This is a genomic window from Nonomuraea sp. NPDC051298 (assembly GCF_055586305.1).
Genome location: NZ_JBVJIM010000001.1, coordinates 949,681 through 972,398, shown reverse-complemented (window position 1 = coordinate 972,398; position 22,718 = coordinate 949,681). Strand labels below are relative to the sequence as shown.

The window sequence follows — 22,718 nt, the reverse complement described above, 5'->3', positions numbered from 1 at the left end:
CGCCGGCCGTCGCGGAGGGGCCGCGCGGTCCCTTCCTCACCTCAGTCCCACCAGAACGACCAGGCGTGTCCGCCGATGAGCTGCTCGGCGTACGCTTCGAGGTCGCCGGGTCCCTGCACCACGTTGTCGGGGCAGAACGTCCAGTGCTCGGCGGCCACGTGTAACGCGTGCTCGGGATCGACCGGCGGCGCCGCCACGCTCAGGTCCAGCGTGTTGAACCCGACGCCCACCACCCGCGCCCCGAACCTGTCCTCCCAACTGCGCACCACCGCCGCCATCGGCACCATCCACTCGTTGTGGTGCAACGCCCCCTGCCAGCCCATGACCGCCAGCGCGTCGGCGCCCCGGCCGGCCGCGACCAGGCCCAGCGGCATCCCCCTGACAGCCAGCTCGCCCGCCAGCCAGTCGGCCACCGCCTCAGGATCGGCCCGCGGCACGCCGGGCGCGGCCAGGCCAGGACAGATCCCGCCGTACGGCTCCAGCTCGTCCAGCGCGTCGTGCGGCATCTGCGCCACCCACTCCTGCCACACCTCGGCCATGAAACCCTCGGCGCTGAAGTGGTCGATCTGGCGGGGATCGTCGGGGACGACCTGGCCGACCCCCCACGGCTGCGCCGACTCGTCGAGCAGCACCGGCCACAGCCCGCTGTGCGGGTGCCACTCACGCAGCAGCGTCCAGCCCTCGCCGCTCACCGGCTCGTCGCTCATCCAGAACGCCGGCCGCGGCGCATCCCCCTGCCTCGTGTAGCCGGGATCCGGCCAGACCGCCTCACCGGGGGGCAACGCCACGGGCAGCCGCCGGCCCCTGCCGCCGTCGGCGAACAGCCGGCCCAGCCCGCCTGGCAGCCGATGATCGCTCATGCCCTACCGTTCCGAAACCGAATCCTGTCTCGGAGATGGTAGTGCCGCCGGTCGCCACCGCACCTGCGGCGGGACCCCACCGGTTGCCGACGAGGGGACAATGGTGAGCTGTGATCCCCTTTGACGCGGTTCTCACCGACTTCGATGGCGTGCTGCGCCACTTCGACCACGCCGCCCAGGCCGACATCGAGGCCCGGTACGGGCTGCCCCTCATGAAGACGGCCTTCGCTCCCGAGCTGATCACCCCGCCGACGCTCGGCCGGGCCACCGAGCGGCAGTGGACCGAGTCGATCATAGCCGCCCTCGGCGGGGACGAGCGGGCCCGCCAGGCCGTGGCCGAGTTCACCGCCATCGGCTTCTGGGTGGACGAGGAGGTCAGGGCGCTGCTGGCCGAGGCGCAGCGGCACGTGCCGGTGGTCATCGTGACCAACGCGATGGACACGCTGGAGGAGCACATGGAGCTGCTGGGGCTGACGTACTTCGCCGACGCCGTGGTCAGCAGCGCCCGGGTCGGCGTGGCCAAGCCCGACCCGCGCATCTACGAGATCGCCGCCGAGCGCGCCGGAGCCGCGCCGGGACGCTGCCTGTTCGTGGACGACCGGCTGCCGAACGTCGAGGCCGCCAGGGCGCTCGGCATGACCGGCGTCCACTACCGGTCGGTCCAGGACCTGGCGGCCGCGCTGGGCTAGCTGTTACGCGCGGTGGACGCCGGGTCAGCTCGCGGAGCCCTCGCCGGGCCCGGCAGCCAGGTCGAAGAAGGCCCGCTCCAGCGCCACGGCCCGGCGGAACACGTCGAGCACCTCCCGCCGCCGCGACTCCACGCCGGTGTCGCCGGTGTCTTCGCCCGTGCTTTCATCCGTGCTTTCGTCCGTGTCCGGGTGGAGGTCCGCGCCCAGGCGGTCCAGCTCGCCGCGCAGGAACGCCACCCAGGCCCGGAACTCCGCACCCTCGTGCAGCTCGATCCACTCCCGGTGGACGAAGCTCTCCGGCAGCGGCTCGGCGGCGTGCGAGGCCCAGCCGAGATAGCACCACTCGGCCACGCACAGCACGGCGACGATCCTCAGGTAGTCCTGAGACGTGCGCACCTCGTCCATGAGCCGCCTGAACGCCGCCGTCACCGGCTCCAGCGGCGCCTCGGTACGCCCGCCCAACTCGGCCAGCGCCCGATGGAAGTACGTCTTCTCCTCGGTGGTGGCCACCTGGCCGAGGAACGTGCCGTACGGCACCCGCGTCTCGAAGCTGTCGGCACTGGCCACGGCCGCGCCGAGCAGCGCCGTGAAGGAGTCCACGAACTGGAAGTCCTGCTCCAGGTAGCGCCGCATCGCGTCGTCGGCCACCGTCCCCTCGGTGATCGCCATGGCGAAGGGGTGGGTCACCACCGCCGTCCAGTCGGGTTCTGACCGCAGCCTGAGCCACTCGCTGAAAGATCGCTCGCTCACGGCCCCGACTGTAGCCCGTGACCGCCGCCCCCGCCGCCCCCGCCGAGGCCGGCGGGCCGCGCCTCTCGCCCGGCAGGGAGGGCGGCGGCGACCGGGCGCCGGTCAGTACCCGCCATAGGGGTTCTGGGTGGCGGGGGCGCTGGTCTTCTGGCTGGCCGAGGGCGTCGGGCTGCTCGACGGCGTGCCGGCCGCCCCGGTCGAGCTGACCTTGGTGCCCTGCGGGGCGATCACGCCGATCAGGCCGTGCTTGGTGGCGTCGATCCCGGCGGAGAACCACAGCGCGCTCTCGCCGCCGGTGGCCGCGGTGCCGGGCTGCAGGTCCCACAGGCCGGGCAGCACGATCGGCTTGCCGCCGACCGTGGTCAGGGCGCCGAGGTGGCGGCCCTGCCGGTACGCGTGCACGGTCCCGTCGCCGAAGTTGCCGACCAGCAGCGCGCCCGCGTACTGGCTCCAGCCCTTGGGCGCCGCGGTGAGCCCCCAGGGGGCGTTCAACCCGGTCCTGGAGATGCGGCCGGTCAGGCGACCCGTGGCGTCGAAGCGGCTGACGAAACCCTTCCCCTTGCCGAAGACCGGCTTGCCGGTGGACGCGTCGCGCAGGGCGTAGGCGACCCAGATGTTGCCGTTGGCCACCGCCACGTTGTAGGCGTGGTAGCCCTTCGGCAGCGTACGGTCCCTGAACTGCCAGTTGGCCAGGCCGATGCGCCGGAAGTCCTGGTCGAAGGCGTGGATGCGGCCATTGGCGAAGTCGGCGGCCAGCAGGAACTCCTCGTCCTCGGTCCGGACGAGCTCCAGGCCCTTGTAGTCGGCGCCCCGGGTGAAGGCCGCGATGATCGCGTTGGCCGGGTCGACCTCGGCGTTCCAGCCGGAGATGGCGCCGCTGGGGCTGGAGAAGATGAAGGTGGCGGGCTTGTCCTTCACGGTGAAGCCGTCGCCGGAGTTGAACACCTGGCCCGTCGGGGCCCCGCCCGGGATGGCCACCTCCGTCTTCTCCTTCTTGCCCGTGCCGGAGTAGACGGTGGCGCTGCCGGTGCCGGTGTTCGAGACCCAGAGGGTCTTGCCCATGGCCAGGCCCCACGGGTTGACGACCTTGGGGTCGGTGACGGGGGCCTTGCCCTTGACGTCCGACACAAGGTTGGTGACGTCGAATCTGGTCCTGGTGGTGGCGTGTGCGGGAGAGGTGAGAGTCGCTCCCAGAACGACCGCAACAGCGCAGAGTGTGATGATGCGTGGCCGCATCCGTTGCCTCCTAGATAGCGCTTGTGACGCGAGATACGCGGAGGGCCCGGGGGTGGGTTCAGCCATGCATGGAATCAGGGGCCTTGGAGTGGGTTCAGCCGTGTCTGGAATTAGGGTTTTTCCGCGACCGGTAGGGGAGAGGTTCACCATGAACGTGTTGGGCATCGACATCGGCGGCTCGGGCATCAAGGGCGCGCCGGTCGACACGCAGGCGGGCGAGCTGGCGGACGAGCGGCTCCGCATCCCGACGCCCGAGCCGTCCCGGCCGGACGCGGTGGCCGAGGTGGTGGCCTCGATCGTGCGGCATTTCGGCTGGGACGGCCCGGTCGGCGTCACCTTTCCCGGCGTGGTGGTGGACGGCGTGGTCAGGTCGGCCGCCAACGTCGACCGCTCGTGGGTGGGCGTGGACGCGGCCCGGCTGTTCGGCGGGGCCACCGTGCTGAACGACGCCGACGCGGCGGGCCTGGCCGAGGTCCGTTTCGGACGGGGGCGGGGGCAGCGGGGCACGGTGCTGGTGCTGACGTTCGGCACGGGCATCGGCAGCGCGCTGTTCGTCGACGGGGTCCTGGTGCCCAACACCGAGCTGGGGCACCTGGAGCTGCACGGCAAGGACGCCGAGCACCGGGCCTCCGCGCGGGTCCGCGAGGATCACGGGCTGAGCTGGGAGAAGTGGGCCGAGCGGGTGGAGGAGTACCTGCGGCACGTCGAGATGCTGTTCTCGCCGTCGCTGATCGTGATCGGCGGGGGCGTGAGCAGGAAGACCGACAAGTTCCTGCCGCACGTGCGCCTCGACACGCCCGTCGTCCCGGCCACGCTGCAGAACCAGGCGGGCATCGTCGGCGCCGCCCACGCCGCCGCCCACGCCGCCGCCGACCGGGCGACCGCCACCTGACCCACCTGACCCACCTGACCCACCTGCCCCCGCCGACCGGGCGACCGCCGCCTGACCTGCCTGCCCCCGCCGCCCGCCCGAAGCCCGCCGGACCGCGATCGCCGGGGCGTTGGTGATATTGGGATGCGGGAGGTGGGCGCGGTCGGGCAGCATGGGCAGTTGGCGCCGGTGACACGGGGCTCAAATATCCTGAAAGCAGTATGGGAACTCCTTCCTTGTCCTCTCCACTCGCCGAGCTCCAGTCCCGCCTGCCCGAGCTCATGCCCCGCGACGAGCGGCGGCTGCGGCGCAGGCTCGACGGCATGCGCCGGGTGCGCTCCCGCGACACGCGGGACAAGATCGTCGCCGAGATCCTCGCCGACGTGGAACGGGCCGAGCAGCGACTGGTACGCCGCCGCGAAGCCGTACCAAAGGTGAAATATCCGGAAAACCTGCCTGTCGCCCAGCGCAAGGACGACATCCTCGAGGCCATCCGCGACCACCAGGTCGTGATCATCGCGGGCGAGACGGGCTCCGGCAAGACCACCCAGATTCCCAAGATCTGCCTCGAGCTGGGCCGGGGCGTACGCGGGCTGATCGGACACACCCAGCCCCGCCGCATCGCCGCCCGCACGGTCGCCGAGCGCATCGCGGAAGAGCTGGGCACCGGCCTCGGCGAGGTGGTCGGCTACAAGGTCCGCTTCACCGACCAGGCGAGCGAGCGCACCCTGGTCAAGCTCATGACCGACGGCATCCTCCTGGCCGAGCTGCAGAACGACCGCCTGCTCGACCAGTACGACACGCTGATCATCGACGAGGCCCACGAGCGCAGCCTCAACATCGACTTCATCCTCGGCTACCTGAAACAGCTCCTGCCCAAGCGCCCCGACCTCAAGGTCGTCATCACCAGCGCCACGATCGACCCCGAGCGCTTCTCCCGCCACTTCGACGACGCGCCGATCATCGAGGTCTCCGGCCGCACCTACCCGGTGGAGGTGCGCTACCGGCCGCTGGAGGAGGACGACGACCAGACGCAGGGCATCGTCGACGCCTGCCGGGAGCTGATCGGGGAGGGCCCCGGCGACGTGCTGGTCTTCCTGTCGGGCGAGCGCGAGATCCGCGACGCCGCCGACGCCCTCGCCAAGGCCGAGTTCCGCAACACCGAGATCCTCCCGCTCTACGCCCGGCTGAGCGCCGCCGAGCAGCACCGCGTCTTCCAGCGCCACACCGGCCGCCGCATCGTGCTGGCCACCAACGTGGCCGAGACCTCGCTCACCGTCCCTGGCATCAAATACGTGGTCGACCCGGGCTTCGCCCGCATCTCGCGCTACAGCCACCGCACCAAGGTGCAGCGCCTTCCCATCGAGCCCATCTCGCAGGCCAGCGCCAACCAGCGCAAGGGCCGTTCCGGGCGCACCTCCGACGGCATCTGCGTCCGGCTCTACGAGGAGGACGACTTCCTCACCCGGCCGGAGTTCACCGACCCCGAGATCCTGCGGACGAACCTGGCCTCGGTCATCCTCCAGATGACCTCGATCGGGCTGGGCGACATCGAGGCGTTCCCGTTCGTCGAGCCGCCCGACCGCCGCCAGGTGAAAGACGGCGTCAACCTGCTGCACGAGCTGGGCGCGTTCGACGTCCACGGCAAGCTCACCGGCATCGGGCGCAAGCTGGCGGGCCTGCCGGTCGACCCGCGCCTCGGCCGCATGGTGCTGGAGGCGGAGAAGAACGGCTGCCTGCGCGAGGTCATGGTGATCGCCGCCGCGCTGTCCATCCAGGACCCGCGCGAACGTCCCTCCGACAAGCAGCAGCAGGCCGACGAGAAGCACCGCCGCTTCGCCGACCCCGAGTCCGACTTCCTGGCCTACCTCAACCTGTGGGACTACCTGCGCGACAAGCAGAAAGAGCTGTCCTCCAGCGCGTTCCGGCGGTTGTGCAAGGCCGAGTTCCTCAACTACCTGCGCGTACGCGAGTGGCAGGACATCTACAGCCAGATCCGCCAGACGCTCGGGGCCCAGCCCGTCAGCGGGCCCGCCGAGCCCTTCCACGTGCACGCCTCGCTGCTCGTCGGGCTGCTGTCGCACATCGGCGTCAAGGACGTCATGGAGAAGCGCGGGGCCGACGGGCGGCGGCCGATCCAGGAATACCTCGGCGCCCGCAACGCCCGTTTCGCGATCTTCCCCGGCTCGGCGCTGGCCAAGAAGCAGCCGCAGTGGGTCATGTCGGCCGAGCTGGTCGAGACCTCGCGCCTGTGGGCCAGGGTCAACGCCAAGATCGAGCCCGACTGGGTCGAGCCCGTGGCCCAGCACCTGGTCAAGCGCACCTACTCCGAGCCCCACTGGGAGAAGAACCAGGGCGCGGTGATCGCCCTGGAGGAGGTCACCCTCTACGGCGTGCCGCTCGTGGTCGGCCGCAAGGTCAACTACGGCCGCGTCGACCCCGAGCTGTCGCGCGAGCTGTTCATCAGGCACGCGCTGGTCGAGGGCGACTGGGACACCCACCACCGCTTCCTGAAGGACAACCGGCGGCTGCTCGAAGAGGTCGAGGAGCTGGAGAACCGCGCCCGCCGCCGCGACATCCTGGTCGACGACGAGGCGCTCTACGACTTCTACGACCACCGGGTCCCGGCCGACGTGGTCTCGGCCCGCCACTTCGACTCGTGGTGGAAGAAGGCCAGGCAGGAGCAGCCGGAGCTGCTCATGTTCTCGCCGGAGATGCTGGTCAACGAGGGCGCCGACGTCAGCGCCCGCGACTACCCCGACAACTGGAAGCAGCTCGGCCAGCGCATGAAGCTGACCTACCAGTTCGAGCCGGGGGCCGACGCCGACGGCGTCACCGTCCACGTGCCGCTCCAGGTGCTCAACCAGGTCAGCTCCGACGGCTTCGACTGGCAGATCCCGGGGCTGCGCGAAGAGCTGATCACCGCGTTGATCCGGTCGCTGCCGAAGAACCTGCGGCGCAACTTCGTGCCCGCCCCCAACTACGCCAAGCAGGTGCTGACCGGGGTGCGCCAGGGCGGTGAGCCGCTGCTGGAGGCCGTGGAGCGCGAGCTGCTGCGGCTGACCGGCGTACGCGTGCCGCGCGAGTCCTGGCAGCTCGACCAGGTGCCGGACCACCTGCGGATCACGTACCGGGTGATAGACGAGCGGCACCGTACGGTGGCCGAGGACAAAGACCTCGACGCGCTCAAACGCCGCCTGGCGCCGCGCCTGCGGCAGACGCTCTCGCAGGCGGGCGACGACCTGGAGCAGACCGGCCTGCACACCTGGAGCTTCGGCGCCCTGCCCAAGGTGTTCGAGCAGGGCCGGATGAAGGGTTACCCGGCGCTGGTGGACGCGGGCGACTCGGTCTCGATCAAGATCTTCGAGACGGAGGCCGAGCAGCGCCGCTCCCACTGGCCAGGCGTCCGCCGCCTGCTCCTGCTCAACGTCACCAACCCGGCCAAGTCGCTGCTCGGCGGCCTGTCCAACCAGGCCAAGCTGGCCCTGTCACGCAGCCCGCACGGCGGGGCGGTGGCGCTGTTCGACGACGTGGTCAACGCGGCGGTCGACAAGCTGATGCTCGACGTCGGAGGCCCGGCCTGGGAGCCGGTCGCCTTCGACCGCCTCTACCAGCACGTGCGCGCCGAGCTGTACGAAACGGCCCGCGAGGTGCTGGCCAAGGTGGAGCAGATCCTGAGCGTCTGGCACGAGGCCGGCGTCCGCCTCGACGGGCTGCGGGCGAGCGCGGCCACCGACGACGTACGCGACCAGCTCGGCAGGCTCGTCCACGCGGGCTTCGTGACGGCCACCGGCCACCGGCGGCTGCCCGACCTCCTGCGCTACCTGCGGGCGATCGAGCGCCGCCTCACCAAGCTCCCGGAGGAGCCCTGGCGCGACCAGGAGTGGACGGACCGGGTGCACAAGGTCGAGGACGACTACCACGACGTGCTGCAACGCCTGCGTCCCGCGCGCCGGGGCGACCCGGACGTCGTCGAGATCCGGTGGATGATCGAGGAGCTGCGGGTGAGCTTCTTCGCCCAGACCCTCGGCACGCCGACCCCCGTGTCGGAGAAGCGCATCGCGAAGGCCCTGGAGAAGCTCACCCCATGAGCACGCGCGTCGGTGGTCAGGCGGGCACGCGGGACACGTCCCGGTCGTAGAAGCGGTGGCCCGCCACGGCCTCCGCGAACGACCCCGCGATGTCGTCGCCCACGATCACCCCCACGTCGTTGGGCAGCCGGGCCGCCTCCACCAGTTGGCGGCCCGACCCCACGGCGCCCACGGCCTTGCCGTGCTTGAAGGACTCCAGGACGAAGAACAGCGCCCGCGACTCCCCGGCCAGCGCCGCGCCGTCCGCGGCCACCACGGCGTCGTAGGTGACCGAGCTGACGGCGCTGAGCTGCCTGTCCACCGGGACGCCCCCGACCTCGCCCTCGTGCGGGGCGACGATCTCGCAGATCGCCCCCTGCCCCTCCAGGGCCTGGCGGAAGGCGGAGACGGCGGCGGCGTCCGTGCCGTCGGCCATGAGAACGGCGATCTTGCGGGTGGCCACGCTGCGCGGCTGGCCGGTCATGCTGAGCGCGGGCGAGCTGTTCGCGTGCACCTCGCCCGTGGCCGGCGCGGGCAGGCCGAGGCCCCGCGCCACCTGGGCGCCCAGGTCCGGGTGGATCTTGCTCAGGTGCACGAGCACGCCCTCCTTGACGTGCTTGCGCTCCACGTGCCCCAGTTCGAACAGGAACGCGGCCACGATGTGCCGCTGCTCCCAGTCGGCCATGCTGTTCCAGAAGAGCGTGGCCTGGCTGTAGTGGTCGCCGAAGCTGGGGCTGCGCATCCGGATCTTGGTGCCCTCCACCTTCTCCTGGTAGTGCCGGTAGCCGTCCATGGCCGCCGGGCAGCCGCCGCTGATGGAGTTCGGGGCGTAGCTGGTGCGCGACTCGTGGATCAGGTGCTGGTGGAAGCCGTCGCGCTGGTCGTTGCGTACGGGGGCGATCGGCCGGTTGACCGGGATCTGCGGGAAGTTGGGCCCGCCCAGGCGCAGGAGCTGGGTGTCGAGATAGGAGAAGTTCCTGGCCTGCAGCAGCGGGTCGTTGGTGAAGTCGATGCCGGGCACCACGTTGGCCGTGTGGAAGGCGACCTGCTCGGTCTCGGCGAAGAAGTTCTGCGGGTTGCGGTTGAGCGTCATCTTGCCGATGCGCCGCAGCGGCACCTGCTCCTCGGGAATGATCTTCGTGGCGTCGAGCAGGTCGAAGTCGAAGTCGTGCTCGCGCGACTCGGGCACGAGTTGCACGCACAGCTCGTACTCGGGGAAGGCGCCGCGCTCGATGGCCTCCCACAGGTCGCGGCGGTTGTAGTCGGGGTCGTTGCCCTGGACGCGCAGCACCTCGTCCCACACCAGCGAGTACGTCCCCAGCACCGGCCGCCAGTGCCACTTGACGAACGTGCCCTGCCCCGAGGCGTTCACCAGCCGGAACGTGTGCACCCCGAAGCCCTGCATCATCCGGAAGCTGCGCGGGATCGCCCGGTCGGACATGAGCCACATGACCATGTGCAGCGTCTCGGGCTGGAGCTGCACGAAGTCCCAGAACGTGTCGTGCGCCGACTGCGCCTGCGGGATCTCGTTGTGCGGCTCCGGCTTGACGGCGTGCACGAAGTCGGGGAACTTGATCCCGTCCTGGATGAAGAAGACGGGGAAGTTGTTGCCCACGATGTCGAAGTTGCCCTGGGTGGTGTAGAACTTCGTGGCGAAGCCGCGCACGTCGCGTACGGTGTCGGCCGAGCCGCGCGAGCCCGCCACGGTCGAGAACCGTACGAAGGTGGGCGTCTTGACCGAGGTGTCGTTCAGGAAGGCCGCCGAGGTGAGGTCGGCGAGCGGCTCGTACAGCTCGAAGATCCCGTACGCGCCCGCGCCCCGGGCGTGCACCACGCGCTCGGGGATGCGTTCGTGGTCGAAGCGGGTGAGCTTCTCGCGGGCGTGGAAGTCCTCCATGAGGGTGGGCCCGCGCAGGCTCGCCTTGAGGGAGTTGTCGGTGTCGTCGACGCGGATGCCCTGGTCGGTGGTCATCGTGAGGTCGTCGAGAGGTACGCGGTCGGCGTCGAGTTGCCGGTCTTTCGCGTCACGCTCTGGTCGCATGAAAAAATCCCCCTTGCGGATATTTATCCGGTACTAGTGCCCGGTCAGATGAGACGAAGCAGGGCCGATCGAGCAGGGGGATCGATGATCAGAGCAGTGGTGTTCGACGTCGGGGAGACGTTGATCAGCGAGACGCGCATCTGGACCCGCTGGGCCGAGCGCCTCGGGGTCAGCCCCTTCGTGCTCATGGGGGCGCTGGGCGGGATGGCCGCGCTCGACCGTCCGCACGACGACGCCTTCCGGCTCGTCCGCCCCGGCCTCGACCCCGTGGCGGAGGAGGCCGCCTGGGAGCGGGACGACCCCGGCGGCCTGCGCAACCACTTCGACGCCGACGACCTCTACCCCGACGCGCGTCCGGCCCTGGCCGCCCTGCGCGAGGCCGGATACCAGGTCATCATCGCCGGCAACCAGCCGCGCCGCGCCTACGACGCCCTCGTCGCGATGGAGCTGCCCGCCGACTCCGTGCACACCTCCGAGGGGTGGGGCGTGGCCAAGCCGGAGGCCGGCTTCTTCGCCAAGGTCGCCGCCGTGGCCGGCCGCGAGCCGGCCGAGATCCTCTACGTGGGGGACCGGCTCGACAACGACGTGCTCCCGGCCGCCGCGGCGGGCATGCGGACCGCGCTGCTGCGCCGCGGCCCCTGGGGCTACCTGCATGCCGAGCGCCCCCAGGCACGGGCCGCCGACGCGATCGTCGACGACCTGCACGGGGTGCTGCCGGTGCTCGGCCGCCTCATGTGAGGTTTTCGTCGGGATCGATGCGGACCGCCCGTTCCTCGGCCGACATGTCGTCGGTGTCGTCAACCCAGTCCTCGCCGATCTCCTCGCTTTCCCGATCCGGTCCGAGCCCCTCGTCGGGCTGCGTGAGGCGATGCTTGGGCCGCGGGCCGCGCAGCCGCTCCGGGGCCTCCCGCCGCAGGCGCTCGTCGAGGGTGTCCCGGTGCTGCGGGTCGTCCTCGACGATCTCATGACGGAAGCCGAGATCGTCGGTCCACTCCCTGACCTCGATCTCCTGCTCATCGCTCATGCCGTACCGGTTCGGAGGTGTTTCGGTCATATGCGCCCCCTACCCAGGGAACGGGCAGGAATACGGGGACTTGGCCTGCCCTGGGGCCTGTGCCGACGCTTCCTTGCCTGATCCCCGGCTCAGGCGCTCAGATCGGGCGATTTCGCGAAGGCCCCAACCGTTCGCCCTCTCTCAGGCGTCTTGCCTACATGACGGATTCCGAGGCGTTCGAGGCGTTCGTCGCCGCGTGGTACCCGCGGTTGCTGCGTGCGGCCATCCTCATCAGCGGTGACCGGCACCTGGCCGAGGACGTGCTGCAGGATGCCCTGATCAAACTGGCGGGCCGCTGGTCGAAGGTGCACACCGATCCTGCCGGCTATGTGCGTACCACCCTGTACAGGGACGTGGCGTCCAAGTGGCGCAGGCAGCGGGAGTTCGCCTACGAGGAGCCGCCCGAGCGGGCGGACGACGACGGCTCGCGGGCGTCGGACCTGAAGATGGTGTTCGCCCGCGCGCTGGCCAGGCTGCCGGTGAAGCAGCGGGCGGTGCTGGTGCTGCGCTTCTACGAGGACCTGCCCGTCGGGGAGGTCGCCGCGATCCTCCGGGTCTCGTCCGGGACCGTGAAGAGCCAGACGCACGCGGCGCTCAGGCGGCTGCGCGAGGTCGCTCCCGAACTGGAAGAGGTGCTGATATGACGGACCAGAGGCTGCGGGAGCTGTTCGACGATCTCGCCGAGACCCTGCCCGAGGGGCCGTCCCGCGCGAGCGAGCTGTGGCGGCAGGGCACGCGGCGTCGGGCCCGCGGCCGATGGACGGCGGCGGCGGTGGCCGCCACGGTCACCGCGCTGGTCGTGGCGGGGGTCGCCCTGTCCCCCGAGCCGGTCGAGCGCGGCGTCACCATCTACCCCGGCCTCACCCCCACGCCCGCGATCCCGCCGCCCCCCGCGATGGACACCGCGCCGCCGCCCAGCGGCGAGGCGGGGCTGCCCACGCTGGCGACCGAACTGCCGAAGGAGTGGGCCGATCTCCCCGTCGTGAGCGCGGTTCCCGGGCCCGTCCTGGCGCTGGCCGAGTACGGCGACGGGAAGATCTACCTGCTGAAGTCCGGCGGCCGGGTCCCGCTCGACGTGAAGCTGGGCGACTCCGTGGACGCCGGCGGCAACGGCGGGACGCCGCTCAAGCCCAACGCGCTCGCCCCCGACGGGACGATGGCCGCCTTCCCGCAGAAGGACGAGGTGGTGGTCGTCGACCTCGTGATCGGCCAGGTCAGGCGCTATCCGGTGCCGGGGTTCAACGAGGTGGTGCTCTGGCGCGGCGAGCGGCTCCTCGTCGAGCAGGAGGAGGCGAACTACCTGCTCGACCTGGCCACGGGGAAGGCGCGGCGGCAGCCGTACGCGGGCTTCGCGGGTGTCGCGGGCTATCGCGACCTCAGGATCGTCTCGCCCGGTGAAGGCGGCCGTACCGTCCTCCAGGAGGGCGGGTCGGAGGTGGAGCTGGACGTCCGGCGCCTCACTGACGGGGGCGGGATGCCCGTGGGCGTCCTGGGCCGCCACGGATGGCAGCGCGGCGGGCTCGTCGCCCAGTCGGCGTTCGCGCACGACGATCTGCCCGCGGTGGCCGCCGACGTGGTCGTCGTGGCCGACGTCGCCACGGGACGGGTGGTCAGGACGCTGCTGCTGCCCTGGGGCGATTCCCCCGACACGAGGTGCGGCAAGCGCGGCTGCGCCGTACGCGGCTGGATCGGCCAGGAGACGGTGATCATCGAGAGCGGGGACCGGCTGCTCGGCTGGAACATCGGCACCGGCGCGCTGTCACGCCTCGCCGACCTGCCCGAGGGGGTGATCGCCTACTCCCTGCGCGGTTGGTGAGCGGCCGGGGCGCGTCCACGTGCTCGGCTCAGGGGGTCAGACGAGTTCGAGGGGGTGGTCGCGGCTCACCAGCGCCGCGTAGTGGCCGCCCAGGGCCATCAGCTCGTCGTGGGTGCCGCGTTCGACGATCCGTCCGTGGTCGAGCACGACGATCTGGTCCGCGTCGCGGACGGTGGACAGGCGGTGCGCGATCATGATCGTCGTACGCCCCCGCGCCAGCGCGTCGAGCGCCTCCTGCACGGCCTTCTCCGTCTGCGTGTCGAGTGCGCTGGTGGCCTCGTCGAGGATCAGCACCGGCGGGTCGCGCAGCAGTGTGCGGGCGATGGCCAGGCGCTGCTTCTCGCCCCCGGAGAAGCGGTAGCCGCGCTCGCCCACCACGGTGTCGTAGCCGTCGGGCAGCGAGGCGATGAGGGCGTGCACGCGCGCGGCCCGCGCCGCCTCCTCCAACTCCTCGTCGGTGGCCGAGGGACGGGCGAAGCGCAGGTTGTCGGCGATCGAGGCGTGGAACAGGTACGTCTCCTGCGACACCACGCCGACCACGTCGCTCAGCGACTCGAAGGTCAGCTCCCGCACGTCCACCCCGTCGATCGTGACCCGGCCGCCGGTGACGTCGTAGAGCCTGGGCGGCAGATAGCTCAGCGTGGTCTTGCCCGCGCCCGTCTCGCCCACGACGGCCAGGCTGGTGCCCGCCGGCACGGTGAGGTCGACGCCGGTGAGCGTGGGGCCGTCGCCGTACGAGAAGTCGACCTGCTCGAAGCGGACCTCGCCGCGCACGTCACGCAGCTCCGCCGAGCCGGGCCGGAGCTCGACGGGCAGGTCGAGGTACTCGAAGATGCGCCCGAACAGCGCCAGCGAGGTCTGCACCTCGACCCCCAGCCGCAGCAGCGAGACCATCGGCCGGAACAGCCCGGCCTGCAACGTCGTGAACGCCACCAGCGTGCCCACCGAGATCGACCCGGTGTGCCCCACGGCCCAGTAGATCATCGCGGGCATCGCGGCCATGACGAGCTGGATGGACGACTGCCGCCAGCGCCCCGCCATGCTGGTACGCACGCCGAGGTCGGCCAGCTCGTCGGAGGCCCGGCCGAAGCGCTCGGTCAGCTCGGCCGAGCGGCCCATCGTACGGCCCAGCAGGATGCCGCTGATCGACAGCGACTCCTGCACCATGGAGGCGATGCCCGCCAGCTTGCGCTGCCGCTCCGACGTGATGCGCTTGCGCTCGGAGCCGACCTTGCGGCTGATCCACACGAACACCGGCAGCAGCGCGAGGGAGACCACGGTCAGCCGCCAGTCGAGCGCGATCATGGCCACGATCGTGGCGATGACGGTGGTGAGGTTGGAGACGATCGAGGCGGCCGTCGAGGTGACGACGGCCTGCATGCCGCCGATGTCGTTGGCGATGCGCGACTGCACCTCGCCCGTCCTGGTGCGGGTGAAGAACGCCAGCGACATGCGCTGCAGGTGCGTGTAGACCGCGATGCGCAGGTCGTGCATCACCCGCTGGCCCACGGTGGTGGAGACGAGCGTCTGCAGCACGTCGAACACGGTCGTCGTGACCGCCACCAGGATCATGCCCAGGGCCAGCAGCGTGAGCAGCCCGGTGTCCCTGGCCGGGATCGCGACGTCCAGCACCTCGCGCAGCAGGAACGGCGAGGCCAGCGACACCAGCGAGGACAGCAGGATGAACGAGGCCACCACGGCCAGGCGGCCGCGGTAGGCGACGAAGAGCTTGACGATCCGCCCGAGGGGCGCTCGTGGTTCCTCCGCCAAGTGGGGCCTCCTTTCAGATGTCCACTCAAACAGAGGTTAACTCATATTTGTTCCGGCTAAACTATCCGGTATGGCAGAAAAGGAGCTGGCCGAGCTCTTGTTCCTGGTCGGCAGGCGATTGCGGCACGGCTACGCCGACCGGCTGGTGCCGCTCGGGCTCAACCCCGGCCAGGCGCGGGCGCTGCGCGCGCTCGCCGGCGCCGAGCGGCCGATGCGCATGGTGCGGCTGGCCGACGAGCTGCGCATCGTGCCGCGCTCGCTCACGCCGGTCGTGGACGCGCTGGAGGCGGCGGGGCTGGCGCGCAGGGAGGTCGACCCGGCCAACCGCCGCTCGACGCTGGTCGTGATCACCCCTGAGGGCCGGGCGCTGGGCGAGCGGGCCCGCGACGCGCGCAGGCAGGCGGGGGAGGAGCTGTTCGCGGTGCTGACGGAGGAGCAGCGCGAGCGGCTCAGGGACTTGCTGGGTCTGGTGGAGGAGGGGCCGGGTCACCGGCAGCACCGTTGACGGTGCCGCCGACCACCGTGCCGAGACAGGGCGGCTGGGCCAGCAGGGCGGCGTACGGGTAACGCCCCCGGGCGTCGTAGACGGCGAAGTCGGCCCGCGCGCCGGGGCTCAGGGCGCCGATCCGTCCCCTGCCCCGGTCCATGCCCAGGGCGCGGGCCCCGCCCAGCGTGGCCGCCTCCACCAGCCGGCGGTCCAGCCCGCGCGGGCGCAGGCCGAGCCCGCGTACGTGTCCCCGTACGGCCGCAGCCGCCGCGAGCGGGCCTCCGGAACCGGCGCGGGAGCGCGGGCCCCGGCTCCCGAACGCGACGGTGTTGCCCTCCTCCAGCAGCGCCAGCACGTCCGTGGCCGGGTCGGGTCCCGCCGGGCACAGGGCCACCGCGGTCCCGCGCAGGCGCAGCAGCTTGCGCTCGCCCGGGTCGAGCGGCCGGGCGCACACGGCGTGGCACAGTGGCCCGAGCACCCCGGTCTCGTCCAGTGACGCGGAGGAGTGACGGTCGAGCTCGACCAGCAGCCGCAGCCCGAACGTCCTGGCCAGCACGGCCACGTCCTCCAGCACCAGGGGGTTGCGGGTGCGCGCGGCGATCCCGACCGCGCAGGGCCGGTCGAACTCGCGGATGGCGGTGATGACCGCGTCCCGTTCGCGCTCCTCCCACTCCTCCTCGCTCTCGCTGGTCACCTCGACGTACGAGATGCCGGGCAGGCCGGAGGGGTCGGCCAGGTCGGAGACCACGCGCGCCCGCGCGGTCACCCCGGGGGAGCCGGTCGTCACGGTGGCGCAGGCGTCCACCAGGCCCGCGACGATCATGCCGCGCCAGTGCCGCTCCTCGGCGGCGGGGAAGGACAGGCGCAGCTCGGTGCGCGGGCCCACGGCGAGCACCCGCTCTCCTCTGACGGCCACGGCCCCGTCGCGCAGGTGCTCAGCGGAAATGGGCAGGACGAGCGGCGCGGAGTGGATCATTATGGGCACGCGCCTGCTCGCCACCGGACCGGCACGCTTCGCAGACGCCATAGGAACTCCCCGTCGGATCGCCCTCAGGGCACTATCTCCAGGGCATTACCCTTACGGCATTAAACGTGAACCGGGGACATGGTGCAATTAGGACGAAGTATGTGAATCCCTCGGCAGGTAGCGGCCCGACAATCGGGCCAGCTTGAGGCTGAGGTGCAGGGCCAGCCGTTCCCCGCCGTCTTTCAGGTCGGTTCCCGCCAGCTCCTCCACCCGCTGTAATCGGTAGTACAGCGACGTCCGGTGCAGCCGCAGCGCCCGCGAGGTGGCCACCGCGCTGCCCGCCAGGTCCAGATACGTCTCCAGCGTCTCGAGCAGCGGCAGGTACTGCGCGTCGCCCAGCAGCTCCGCCAGCCCAGGATGCAGGTCGTGGTCGGGCACCTGGAGGAGCATCCGGTAGACGCCCAGCCGTGCCCACTCCGCCGTCCGCCCGAGCCCCGGCACCCGCGCGGCCACCTCGGCCGCCTGCCCGGCCTCCCGGTACGACCCCGCCGCCTGCGCCAGCTCCGCCCTCGGCCGCCCGATCCCCACCACCACCGGCACCGGCATGGCCGCGTGCAGTTCGTCGGCCGGGATCGGCGCGCCCGCGGTGAGCAGCACGGCGTGGTCGTAGCGCACCAGGTGCAGCGGATGGTGCCCGCTCAGCCGCCGCCGCAGCGCCAGCAGCCCCTGCTCCAGGGCCAGCCGCAGCGCGTCGTCCGGCTCGGCCGCGCGCGGCCTGGCCACGTGCACGGTCACCGGTTGCGCCTGCGGGAACGCGCCCGCCTCGATGAGCTGCCTGGCCGCGTCCCCCTCACCCAGCAGCAGCCCGCTGACCGCCTCCAGCTCCCGGTGCGAGGCCAGCCCGCTGGCCAGGCTCTCGTGGAACAGGGCCAGACCCAGGGCCGGCGCGGCGGCCGCGGCCGCGGCCACGCACACGTCGGACATGGGCGGCTCGGCGTCGATGAACCACAGGAAGCCGAGCAGGCCGTCGGCGTGGCGTACGGGGACGCAGACGCGCGGCAGCAGCCCCAGCCCGGGCGCGCCCGGGGTGCGCAACGGCGCGGTGGCCTCGTGGACGCCCGCCGCCCGCAGCCACTGCCGTACCTCGGGCACGGTGTGCCGGCGCAGGATCGAGTCGCGGCGGACGTCGTCCACGGCGCCGCTCTGCTCGCTGTAGGCCACGACCCGCTGGACGCGGTCCTCGAGCAGCAGGGGGCGGCCGAGACGGGCGGCCAGCTCGTCGACGGTCCGCTGGAGATCCGCCACAGTCACCCCTCTACGTGGATATTTCGACAAGTGACGGAAACGCCACCACGTGTCTTCCCTACAACTGCTCGGTGATCTCCGTCAACAACGTCTATACCGTCAATCCGTGAACGTCCCGAAGAAGCTGCTCAAGGGTTTGCTGGCGGCCATCGTGCTGATCCCGGTGAGCCTGATGGCGACCCCCGCTTCCGCAGCACCCCCCGAAGATCCCGAGCACCCGTGGCGGCAGAACCACTGGCCGCAAACGCAGCCCTGGCAGTCCGACACACCCCTCGACGCCCAGGTGATGCGCACCCGCCCGCCCGGCGGCCTCCAGCCGATCGATCCGCAGAACTGGGAGAACCCCGACAACATGACCTGGGCGGACTACAAGAAGCCGCCCGGCACCAAGTGGAACGACCCCTCCGTCAAGGGCTCCCAGCGCACCTTCAAGGGCGCGCTCGTGCTGCTCGACTATTCGAACCAGCCGTTCGTGGTGACCCAGCCGCAGGGCTCGACGATCTACGCCAACCCGAGCGCCCAGGCCCACGACATCCCGCGTGACCAGGTCGCCAAGTTCTACCAGGACTTCCTCAACACCCCGAACGACCTCAACAAGGGGCACACCATCCACGAATACTGGATGGAGGACTCCGGCGGCCGGATCGGCGTGGATCTGACCGGGTTCGGCCCGTACACGATGCCGGGCAAGGACCACGAGTACGCCATGGAGTACCAGCGCGAGTCGTGCCCGGCCGGCGACACGTGCAACAAGAACCTGCGGACCGACGGCAACAACGCCTGGCTCGCCGCCGTCGGCCCCGACGTGGCCGCCCAGTACGACTTCGTCTTCTACCTCAGCGCCGGCCAGGACGAGTCGTCCACCTGGCAGGAGTTCGGGATGATGAAGTTCCCGACCAAGGAGTCGGTGCCCGACGAGTGGGGCCCGCCCGACCCCGCGCTGCCCAACTGGTCGCGCACCCGCTACGTCGAGTGGAGCTCCTGGCAGGCCGGGTCCAACTTCTGGCCCAACGCCCGCTTCGGCATCGACTCGGTGCAGGCCGAGAGCTCGGGCATGGCCGTCTACGCCCACGAGCTGAGCCACATCTTCGGCATCGCCGACAACTACAACAACCCGTACGGGGTGCCGCCGCGCCGGGCGTACACCGGCATCTGGGAGATGCTCAGCCGCGGCAGCTTCAACGGGCCGGGCGGCCCGCACTCGCGCTGGCTGATCCCGCCCACCGCGGGCGCGTCCATGGGCGCGCAGCACATGCTCCGCAACAAGATCAAGCTGAACATGGTGGACGAGGGGAACGTCCTGCGGCTCTCCCGCGAGGCGCTCGCCGAGTCGGGCCTGGTCACCGCGAAGGTGCTGGCCCGCGTGGTGCAGCCGGGCAAGAACGAGCTGTCCGGCATCAACATCACCATGGACGAGGACAGGAGCGGGTGCCAGGCCGACGACCCGCTGTGCGACGGCGGTCGCTACGACAACTACACGGTCGAGGTCGTGGACCGGATGGGCAGCGACTCCTTCACCCCCGACGCGGGCGTCCTGCTGGCCAAGACCAAGGACGTCGACAGCGCCCCGTTCGAGTGGGTGATCGACGCCAACCCGCAGGACATCGGCATGACCGACTACGTGCTGCCCGACGGGACCAAAGTGCCGATCACGATCGGCGACTACCGCCAGCTCTCCGACGCACTCTTCCACGCCGGCACCGACTCCGGCAGCGAGTACGAGTACGTCGACGAGGCCAACCGCCTGCACTTCTACATCACCGACCTGCACCGCAACCGTGACGGCGAGCTGTCGTACACGGTCGCGGTCCGCTCGCTGGACGGCGCGGGACCGCAGCGGCGCGGCGTCAAGGTGCTGCCGTCGGTCGGCGTCCCCGCCGGCGGCAACCAGTCCACCTGCAAGTTCCCGCTGCTCAACACCGGCAGGGCGACCTCGGCACAGGGTCAGCACCCGGAGGACGTCAGCGCGTACCTGAACTCCGACCTCTACCGGCTCAAGGCCGAGGTCGAGGGCGACGGCTGGACGGTCCGGCTGCCCAACGCGCTGGCCTCCGTCGCGTTCGGCAAGCAGGCGCTCGTGAGCGTCGACGCCGTGCGCGCGGCCGGAGCCGACCGGCTGGCCCGGGTCAAGCTCACCGCCACCTCGGAGAGCGACCCGAGCAAGACGGTCACCGCCACGTGCCATGTGATCGGTCGTTGAACAAAAGATGGGGTACGGCTGGCGCAGGCCGTGCCCCATCGGCTTGTATTACCCCCGAAGGGGGTTTGCTTTGACAGGGGACCGGCTGCCGGACAAACCACGACGACGCAGGAAGATGTCATGGGCCGCGCCCGTGTCGGCCGGTCTGGCGGCCGCCGCCGCGAGCGTGCTGGCCGCCTCCGTCGACTGGGACCTCCCGCCGACGGCCAAGATCGGCGTGACCGCGGCCGCGGCGATCCTCGTGGGGCTGACCACCTGGGCGACCACCGAGTCACGCGGTGCCAAGCCCCAGCCCCGATTAGAGCCGGGCGCGCTCTCGCCCGACCACTGGCCGCCCGTCCCCGAGCACTTCACCGGCCGCGCCGAGGCCCTGGCCGAACTGCGTGAGGTGTTCGCCGCCCGCAAGAAGTCCTCCGACCTGTCGCCGCCTCTCGTGGTCTCCGTGTACGGACGCGGCGGCGTCGGCAAGTCGGCCCTCATGACCAGGTTCGGGCAGGAGGTCGCGAACTCGTTCCACGACGGCCGCCTCTACGCCGACCTGCGCGGCGGCGTGGACGCGCCGGTACGGCCCGAGGAGGTGCTGATCGGCTTCCTGCGCGCGCTCGACGTCCGGCTGACCACCGACCCCGGCGGTCTGGAGGAGCTGCGCAAGCTCTGGCTGACCTGGACCAAGGGCCGCCGCATCCTCATCGGCCTGGACAACGCCCACGACGCCCAGCAGGTCAAACCGCTCATCCCGGCCGAGCCCGGCTGCGCGGTGCTGGTCACCTCGCGCGCCCCGCTGTTCCTGAACGGCACCCACGACACGCGGCTCGGCGTGTTCAGCGAGGCGCACGGGGTGGAACTGGTGGCCCGGCTGGCGGGCGGCGCCAGGGTCGTGGACGACCTGGAGGCCACCAAAGAGGTCGTGCGGCTGTGCGACTACCTACCGCTGGCGATCAACATCTGCGGCGGCCGGCTGGCCACCCGCGAGCAGTGGACGATGCGCGAGATGGCGGGCCGGCTGGCCGACACGCGCCGCCGGCTCGCCCTGCTCGAGGTCGCGCCCACGGTGGACAAGAGCGTGCGCGCCTCCGTACAGCTCAGCTACGACGACTGCACCGGCATGCAACGCCGCCTGCTGCGCCTGCTCAGCGCGCTGACCGCGCCCGACGTGCCCGGCTGGGTGGCCGGCGAGCTGCTCGACATCTCCGGCCTCGACGGCGCCGACCAGCTCGAAGCGCTCATCGACGCCCAGCTCGCCGAGTGCTCGGGCACCGACCAGACCGGCGCCATGCGCTACCGGCTGCACGACCTGGTCAGGGTGTTCGCCGCCGAGCTGGCCGACCAGGACGAGGAGGAGCGGCGCAGGGCCGCGATCGAGCGCGTCCTTTCCGGCTACCGCCGCCGCGCCGAGGAGGCCGCCCAGAACCGCTGGCCGCAGGACTGGAGCAGGGGCGGCCGCCCGTCGGTCCGTGGCGGGCAGGCCACGGCCGCCAACTGGCTCAACGCCGAGCGGCTCGCCCTCGTCGCCCTGGTCCACCTGGCCTACCAGCTCCGGCTATGGGAGCTGACCTGGGGGCTGGCTCGCGCGTTCTGCTCCCTGTGCCACTCGCTGCGGGCGTACTGGGCCGACTGGGCGGCCGTCGCCGACCTGGGCCGCGAGGCCGCCGCGCACAGCGGCGACCGCCGCTCGCTGGCCATCGCGCTGCTCGACAGCGCCGCCGTGCACGGCGGCCTGGGCCTGCGCGAGCGGGCGCTGGACGAGGCGGAACGCGCCCTGGAGACCTTCACCGAGCTGGGCGAGTCGTGGTGGGCGGCCAGGGCCATGCGCACCATCGGGATGACGCTCTTCAACGACGGCCACCTCGACCGGGCCCAGGACTACCTCATCGGGGCCATCACCGCGTTCAAGGGCGAGGAGGACCTGTGGTGGATGGCCCGCACCCAGCGCAACCTGGCCGAGATGCGCATGGCGGAGCGGCGGCCCACGGAGGCCAGGGCGCTGCTGGAGGACTCCCTGGAGATCTTCAAGCGGGAGGGCAACCGCTACTCCGAGGCCCAGACCCTGCGCGTCTACGGTGAGGTGCTGGCGGCCCAGGCGCGGGGCGAGCACCGGGCTGGCGACCACCGCAAGGCCGCGAACCTGTTCACCCGGGCCGGCTTCAGCCTCGACCGGGCGGCCGAGATGTTCAGGCAGCGCGGGGAGCTGTGGGAGGAGGCCCGCTGCCTGCGGGCGGCCGGCGAGGTGGGCGACCCGGACAACGGGCTGCGCGAGCTGGACTTCGTCCGGCGGGCCGAGGACATCCTGGTCGCGCTGGGCGACTCGTGGGGGGTGGCGCGCAGCGCGGTCTCGGCCGGACACGCGCTGGGCAGGCTCGGGCGGACCGAGGAGTCGGCGCAGGAGTTGCGGCGGGCCGTCCAGGAGTTCGAGGGCCTGGACGACCGGTGGTGGATGGCCAGGAGCCTGCGCTATCTCGGGCAGGCGCACCTGGACGCGGGCGGGCGTGCGGCGGCGGTGGCGCCGCTGGAGCAGGCCAGGGACATCTACCGCAGCCTCGGCAACGAGGCCGGCATGCGCAGGACCCTGGAACTGCTCAGGCGCGCCGAGGCCGCCTGAGCG

Annotated in this window: 17 protein-coding genes; 9 read left to right on the top strand and 8 right to left on the bottom strand. The window is 71.5% G+C overall.

The window, feature by feature from the left end; translation table 11 throughout:
* Positions 1-41: 41 nt before the first annotated feature.
* Entirely contained in the window at positions 42-860 is an 819-nt protein-coding gene (locus ACZ6S0_RS04690) for a DUF4253 domain-containing protein (protein ID WP_465913205.1), read from the bottom strand.
* Between the two features lie 110 nt (positions 861-970).
* On the opposite strand from ACZ6S0_RS04690, the gene ACZ6S0_RS04685 reads away from it, so the two are divergent.
* Positions 971-1,549 carry an HAD family hydrolase gene (locus tag ACZ6S0_RS04685; RefSeq protein WP_465913204.1) on the top strand — a complete coding sequence of 193 codons (579 nt, stop codon included), beginning with the start codon at positions 971-973 and terminating at the stop codon, positions 1,547-1,549.
* A gap of 24 nt (positions 1,550-1,573) precedes the next feature.
* Here ACZ6S0_RS04685 and ACZ6S0_RS04680 read toward each other — a convergent pair whose 3' ends face one another.
* Complete coding sequence (locus ACZ6S0_RS04680; protein ID WP_465913203.1) at positions 1,574-2,299, bottom strand: TenA family protein; 726 nt, start codon at positions 2,297-2,299, stop codon at positions 1,574-1,576.
* A 102-nt stretch (positions 2,300-2,401) separates the two neighbouring features.
* A complete protein-coding gene (locus ACZ6S0_RS04675; RefSeq protein ID WP_465913202.1) occupies positions 2,402-3,535 on the bottom strand; it encodes a TIGR03118 family protein in 1,134 nt (377 codons plus the stop codon).
* A gap of 148 nt (positions 3,536-3,683) precedes the next feature.
* On the opposite strand from ACZ6S0_RS04675, the gene ppgK reads away from it, so the two are divergent.
* Both ppgK and hrpA read left to right on the top strand, forming a co-directional pair.
* Positions 3,684-4,427 (top strand): polyphosphate--glucose phosphotransferase, encoded by a 744-nt coding sequence (gene ppgK / locus ACZ6S0_RS04670; protein WP_465913201.1) that lies wholly within the window; start codon positions 3,684-3,686, stop codon positions 4,425-4,427.
* Positions 4,428-4,627: 200 nt separating this feature from the next.
* Positions 4,628-8,497: an ATP-dependent RNA helicase HrpA gene (gene hrpA / locus ACZ6S0_RS04665; protein ID WP_465913200.1), complete on the top strand. Its 3,870-nt coding sequence runs from the start codon at positions 4,628-4,630 to the stop codon at positions 8,495-8,497.
* 16 nt (positions 8,498-8,513) lie between these two features.
* On the opposite strand, the gene ACZ6S0_RS04660 is transcribed toward hrpA, so the two are convergent.
* Entirely contained in the window at positions 8,514-10,517 is a 2,004-nt protein-coding gene (locus tag ACZ6S0_RS04660; protein ID WP_465913199.1) for a catalase, read from the bottom strand.
* Positions 10,518-10,601: 84 nt separating this feature from the next.
* On the opposite strand from ACZ6S0_RS04660, the gene ACZ6S0_RS04655 reads away from it, so the two are divergent.
* Positions 10,602-11,255: an HAD family hydrolase gene (locus ACZ6S0_RS04655; protein WP_465913198.1), complete on the top strand. Its 654-nt coding sequence runs from the start codon at positions 10,602-10,604 to the stop codon at positions 11,253-11,255.
* Here ACZ6S0_RS04655 and ACZ6S0_RS04650 read toward each other — a convergent pair.
* Positions 11,248-11,571: a DUF5709 domain-containing protein gene (locus tag ACZ6S0_RS04650; RefSeq protein WP_465913197.1), complete on the bottom strand. Its 324-nt coding sequence runs from the start codon at positions 11,569-11,571 to the stop codon at positions 11,248-11,250. The genes ACZ6S0_RS04655 and ACZ6S0_RS04650 overlap by 8 nt on opposite strands.
* Positions 11,572-11,729: 158 nt before the next feature.
* Between ACZ6S0_RS04650 and ACZ6S0_RS04645 the strand changes: the two genes are divergently transcribed.
* Both ACZ6S0_RS04645 and ACZ6S0_RS04640 read left to right on the top strand, forming a co-directional pair.
* Entirely contained in the window at positions 11,730-12,215 is a 486-nt protein-coding gene (locus ACZ6S0_RS04645; protein ID WP_465913196.1) for a SigE family RNA polymerase sigma factor, read from the top strand.
* Positions 12,212-13,387: a hypothetical protein gene (locus tag ACZ6S0_RS04640; RefSeq protein ID WP_465913195.1), complete on the top strand. Its 1,176-nt coding sequence runs from the start codon at positions 12,212-12,214 to the stop codon at positions 13,385-13,387. The genes ACZ6S0_RS04645 and ACZ6S0_RS04640 overlap by 4 nt, the downstream gene beginning before the upstream one ends.
* Positions 13,388-13,423: 36 nt before the next feature.
* Here ACZ6S0_RS04640 and ACZ6S0_RS04635 read toward each other — a convergent pair whose 3' ends face one another.
* Positions 13,424-15,157, bottom strand: a complete 1,734-nt coding sequence (locus tag ACZ6S0_RS04635; protein ID WP_465913194.1) for an ABC transporter ATP-binding protein — start codon at positions 15,155-15,157, stop codon at positions 13,424-13,426.
* 70 nt (positions 15,158-15,227) lie between these two features.
* Here ACZ6S0_RS04635 and ACZ6S0_RS04630 point away from each other — a divergent pair, with 70 nt between their 5' ends.
* On the top strand, positions 15,228-15,662 hold the full coding sequence (locus tag ACZ6S0_RS04630) for a MarR family winged helix-turn-helix transcriptional regulator (protein ID WP_465913193.1): 435 nt from the start codon (positions 15,228-15,230) through the stop codon (positions 15,660-15,662).
* On the opposite strand, the gene ACZ6S0_RS04625 is transcribed toward ACZ6S0_RS04630, so the two are convergent.
* Positions 15,607-16,671: an amidohydrolase family protein gene (locus tag ACZ6S0_RS04625; protein WP_465913192.1), complete on the bottom strand. Its 1,065-nt coding sequence runs from the start codon at positions 16,669-16,671 to the stop codon at positions 15,607-15,609. The genes ACZ6S0_RS04630 and ACZ6S0_RS04625 overlap by 56 nt on opposite strands.
* Positions 16,672-16,758: 87 nt before the next feature.
* Positions 16,759-17,916, bottom strand: coding sequence for a PucR family transcriptional regulator (locus tag ACZ6S0_RS04620; protein WP_465913191.1), 1,158 nt, complete (start codon positions 17,914-17,916; stop codon positions 16,759-16,761).
* Positions 17,917-18,022: 106 nt separating this feature from the next.
* Here ACZ6S0_RS04620 and ACZ6S0_RS04615 point away from each other — a divergent pair, with 106 nt between their 5' ends.
* Entirely contained in the window at positions 18,023-20,116 is a 2,094-nt protein-coding gene (locus ACZ6S0_RS04615) for a M6 family metalloprotease domain-containing protein (protein WP_465913190.1), read from the top strand.
* A 70-nt stretch (positions 20,117-20,186) separates the two neighbouring features.
* Positions 20,187-22,715, top strand: coding sequence for an ATP-binding protein (locus ACZ6S0_RS04610; RefSeq protein WP_465913189.1), 2,529 nt, complete (start codon positions 20,187-20,189; stop codon positions 22,713-22,715).
* Positions 22,716-22,718 lie beyond the last annotated feature (3 nt).

Bases quoted from the DNA above. Each gene is read 5' to 3' on its own strand.
- ACZ6S0_RS04690 (WP_465913205.1), bottom strand. From the start codon at position 860: ATGAGCGATCATCGGCTGCCAGGCGGGCTGGGCCGGCTGTTCGCCGAC.
- ACZ6S0_RS04675 (WP_465913202.1), bottom strand. From the start codon at position 3,535: ATGCGGCCACGCATCATCACACTCTGCGCTGTTGCGGTCGTTCTGGGA.
- ppgK (WP_465913201.1), top strand. From the start codon at position 3,684: ATGAACGTGTTGGGCATCGACATCGGCGGCTCGGGCATCAAGGGCGCG.
- hrpA (WP_465913200.1), top strand. From the start codon at position 4,628: ATGGGAACTCCTTCCTTGTCCTCTCCACTCGCCGAGCTCCAGTCCCGC.
- ACZ6S0_RS04660 (WP_465913199.1), bottom strand. From the start codon at position 10,517: ATGCGACCAGAGCGTGACGCGAAAGACCGGCAACTCGACGCCGACCGC.
- ACZ6S0_RS04655 (WP_465913198.1), top strand. From the start codon at position 10,602: ATGATCAGAGCAGTGGTGTTCGACGTCGGGGAGACGTTGATCAGCGAG.
- ACZ6S0_RS04650 (WP_465913197.1), bottom strand. From the start codon at position 11,571: ATGACCGAAACACCTCCGAACCGGTACGGCATGAGCGATGAGCAGGAG.
- ACZ6S0_RS04645 (WP_465913196.1), top strand. From the start codon at position 11,730: ATGACGGATTCCGAGGCGTTCGAGGCGTTCGTCGCCGCGTGGTACCCG.
- ACZ6S0_RS04640 (WP_465913195.1), top strand. From the start codon at position 12,212: ATGACGGACCAGAGGCTGCGGGAGCTGTTCGACGATCTCGCCGAGACC.
- ACZ6S0_RS04630 (WP_465913193.1), top strand. From the start codon at position 15,228: ATGGCAGAAAAGGAGCTGGCCGAGCTCTTGTTCCTGGTCGGCAGGCGA.
- ACZ6S0_RS04625 (WP_465913192.1), bottom strand. From the start codon at position 16,671: ATGGCGTCTGCGAAGCGTGCCGGTCCGGTGGCGAGCAGGCGCGTGCCC.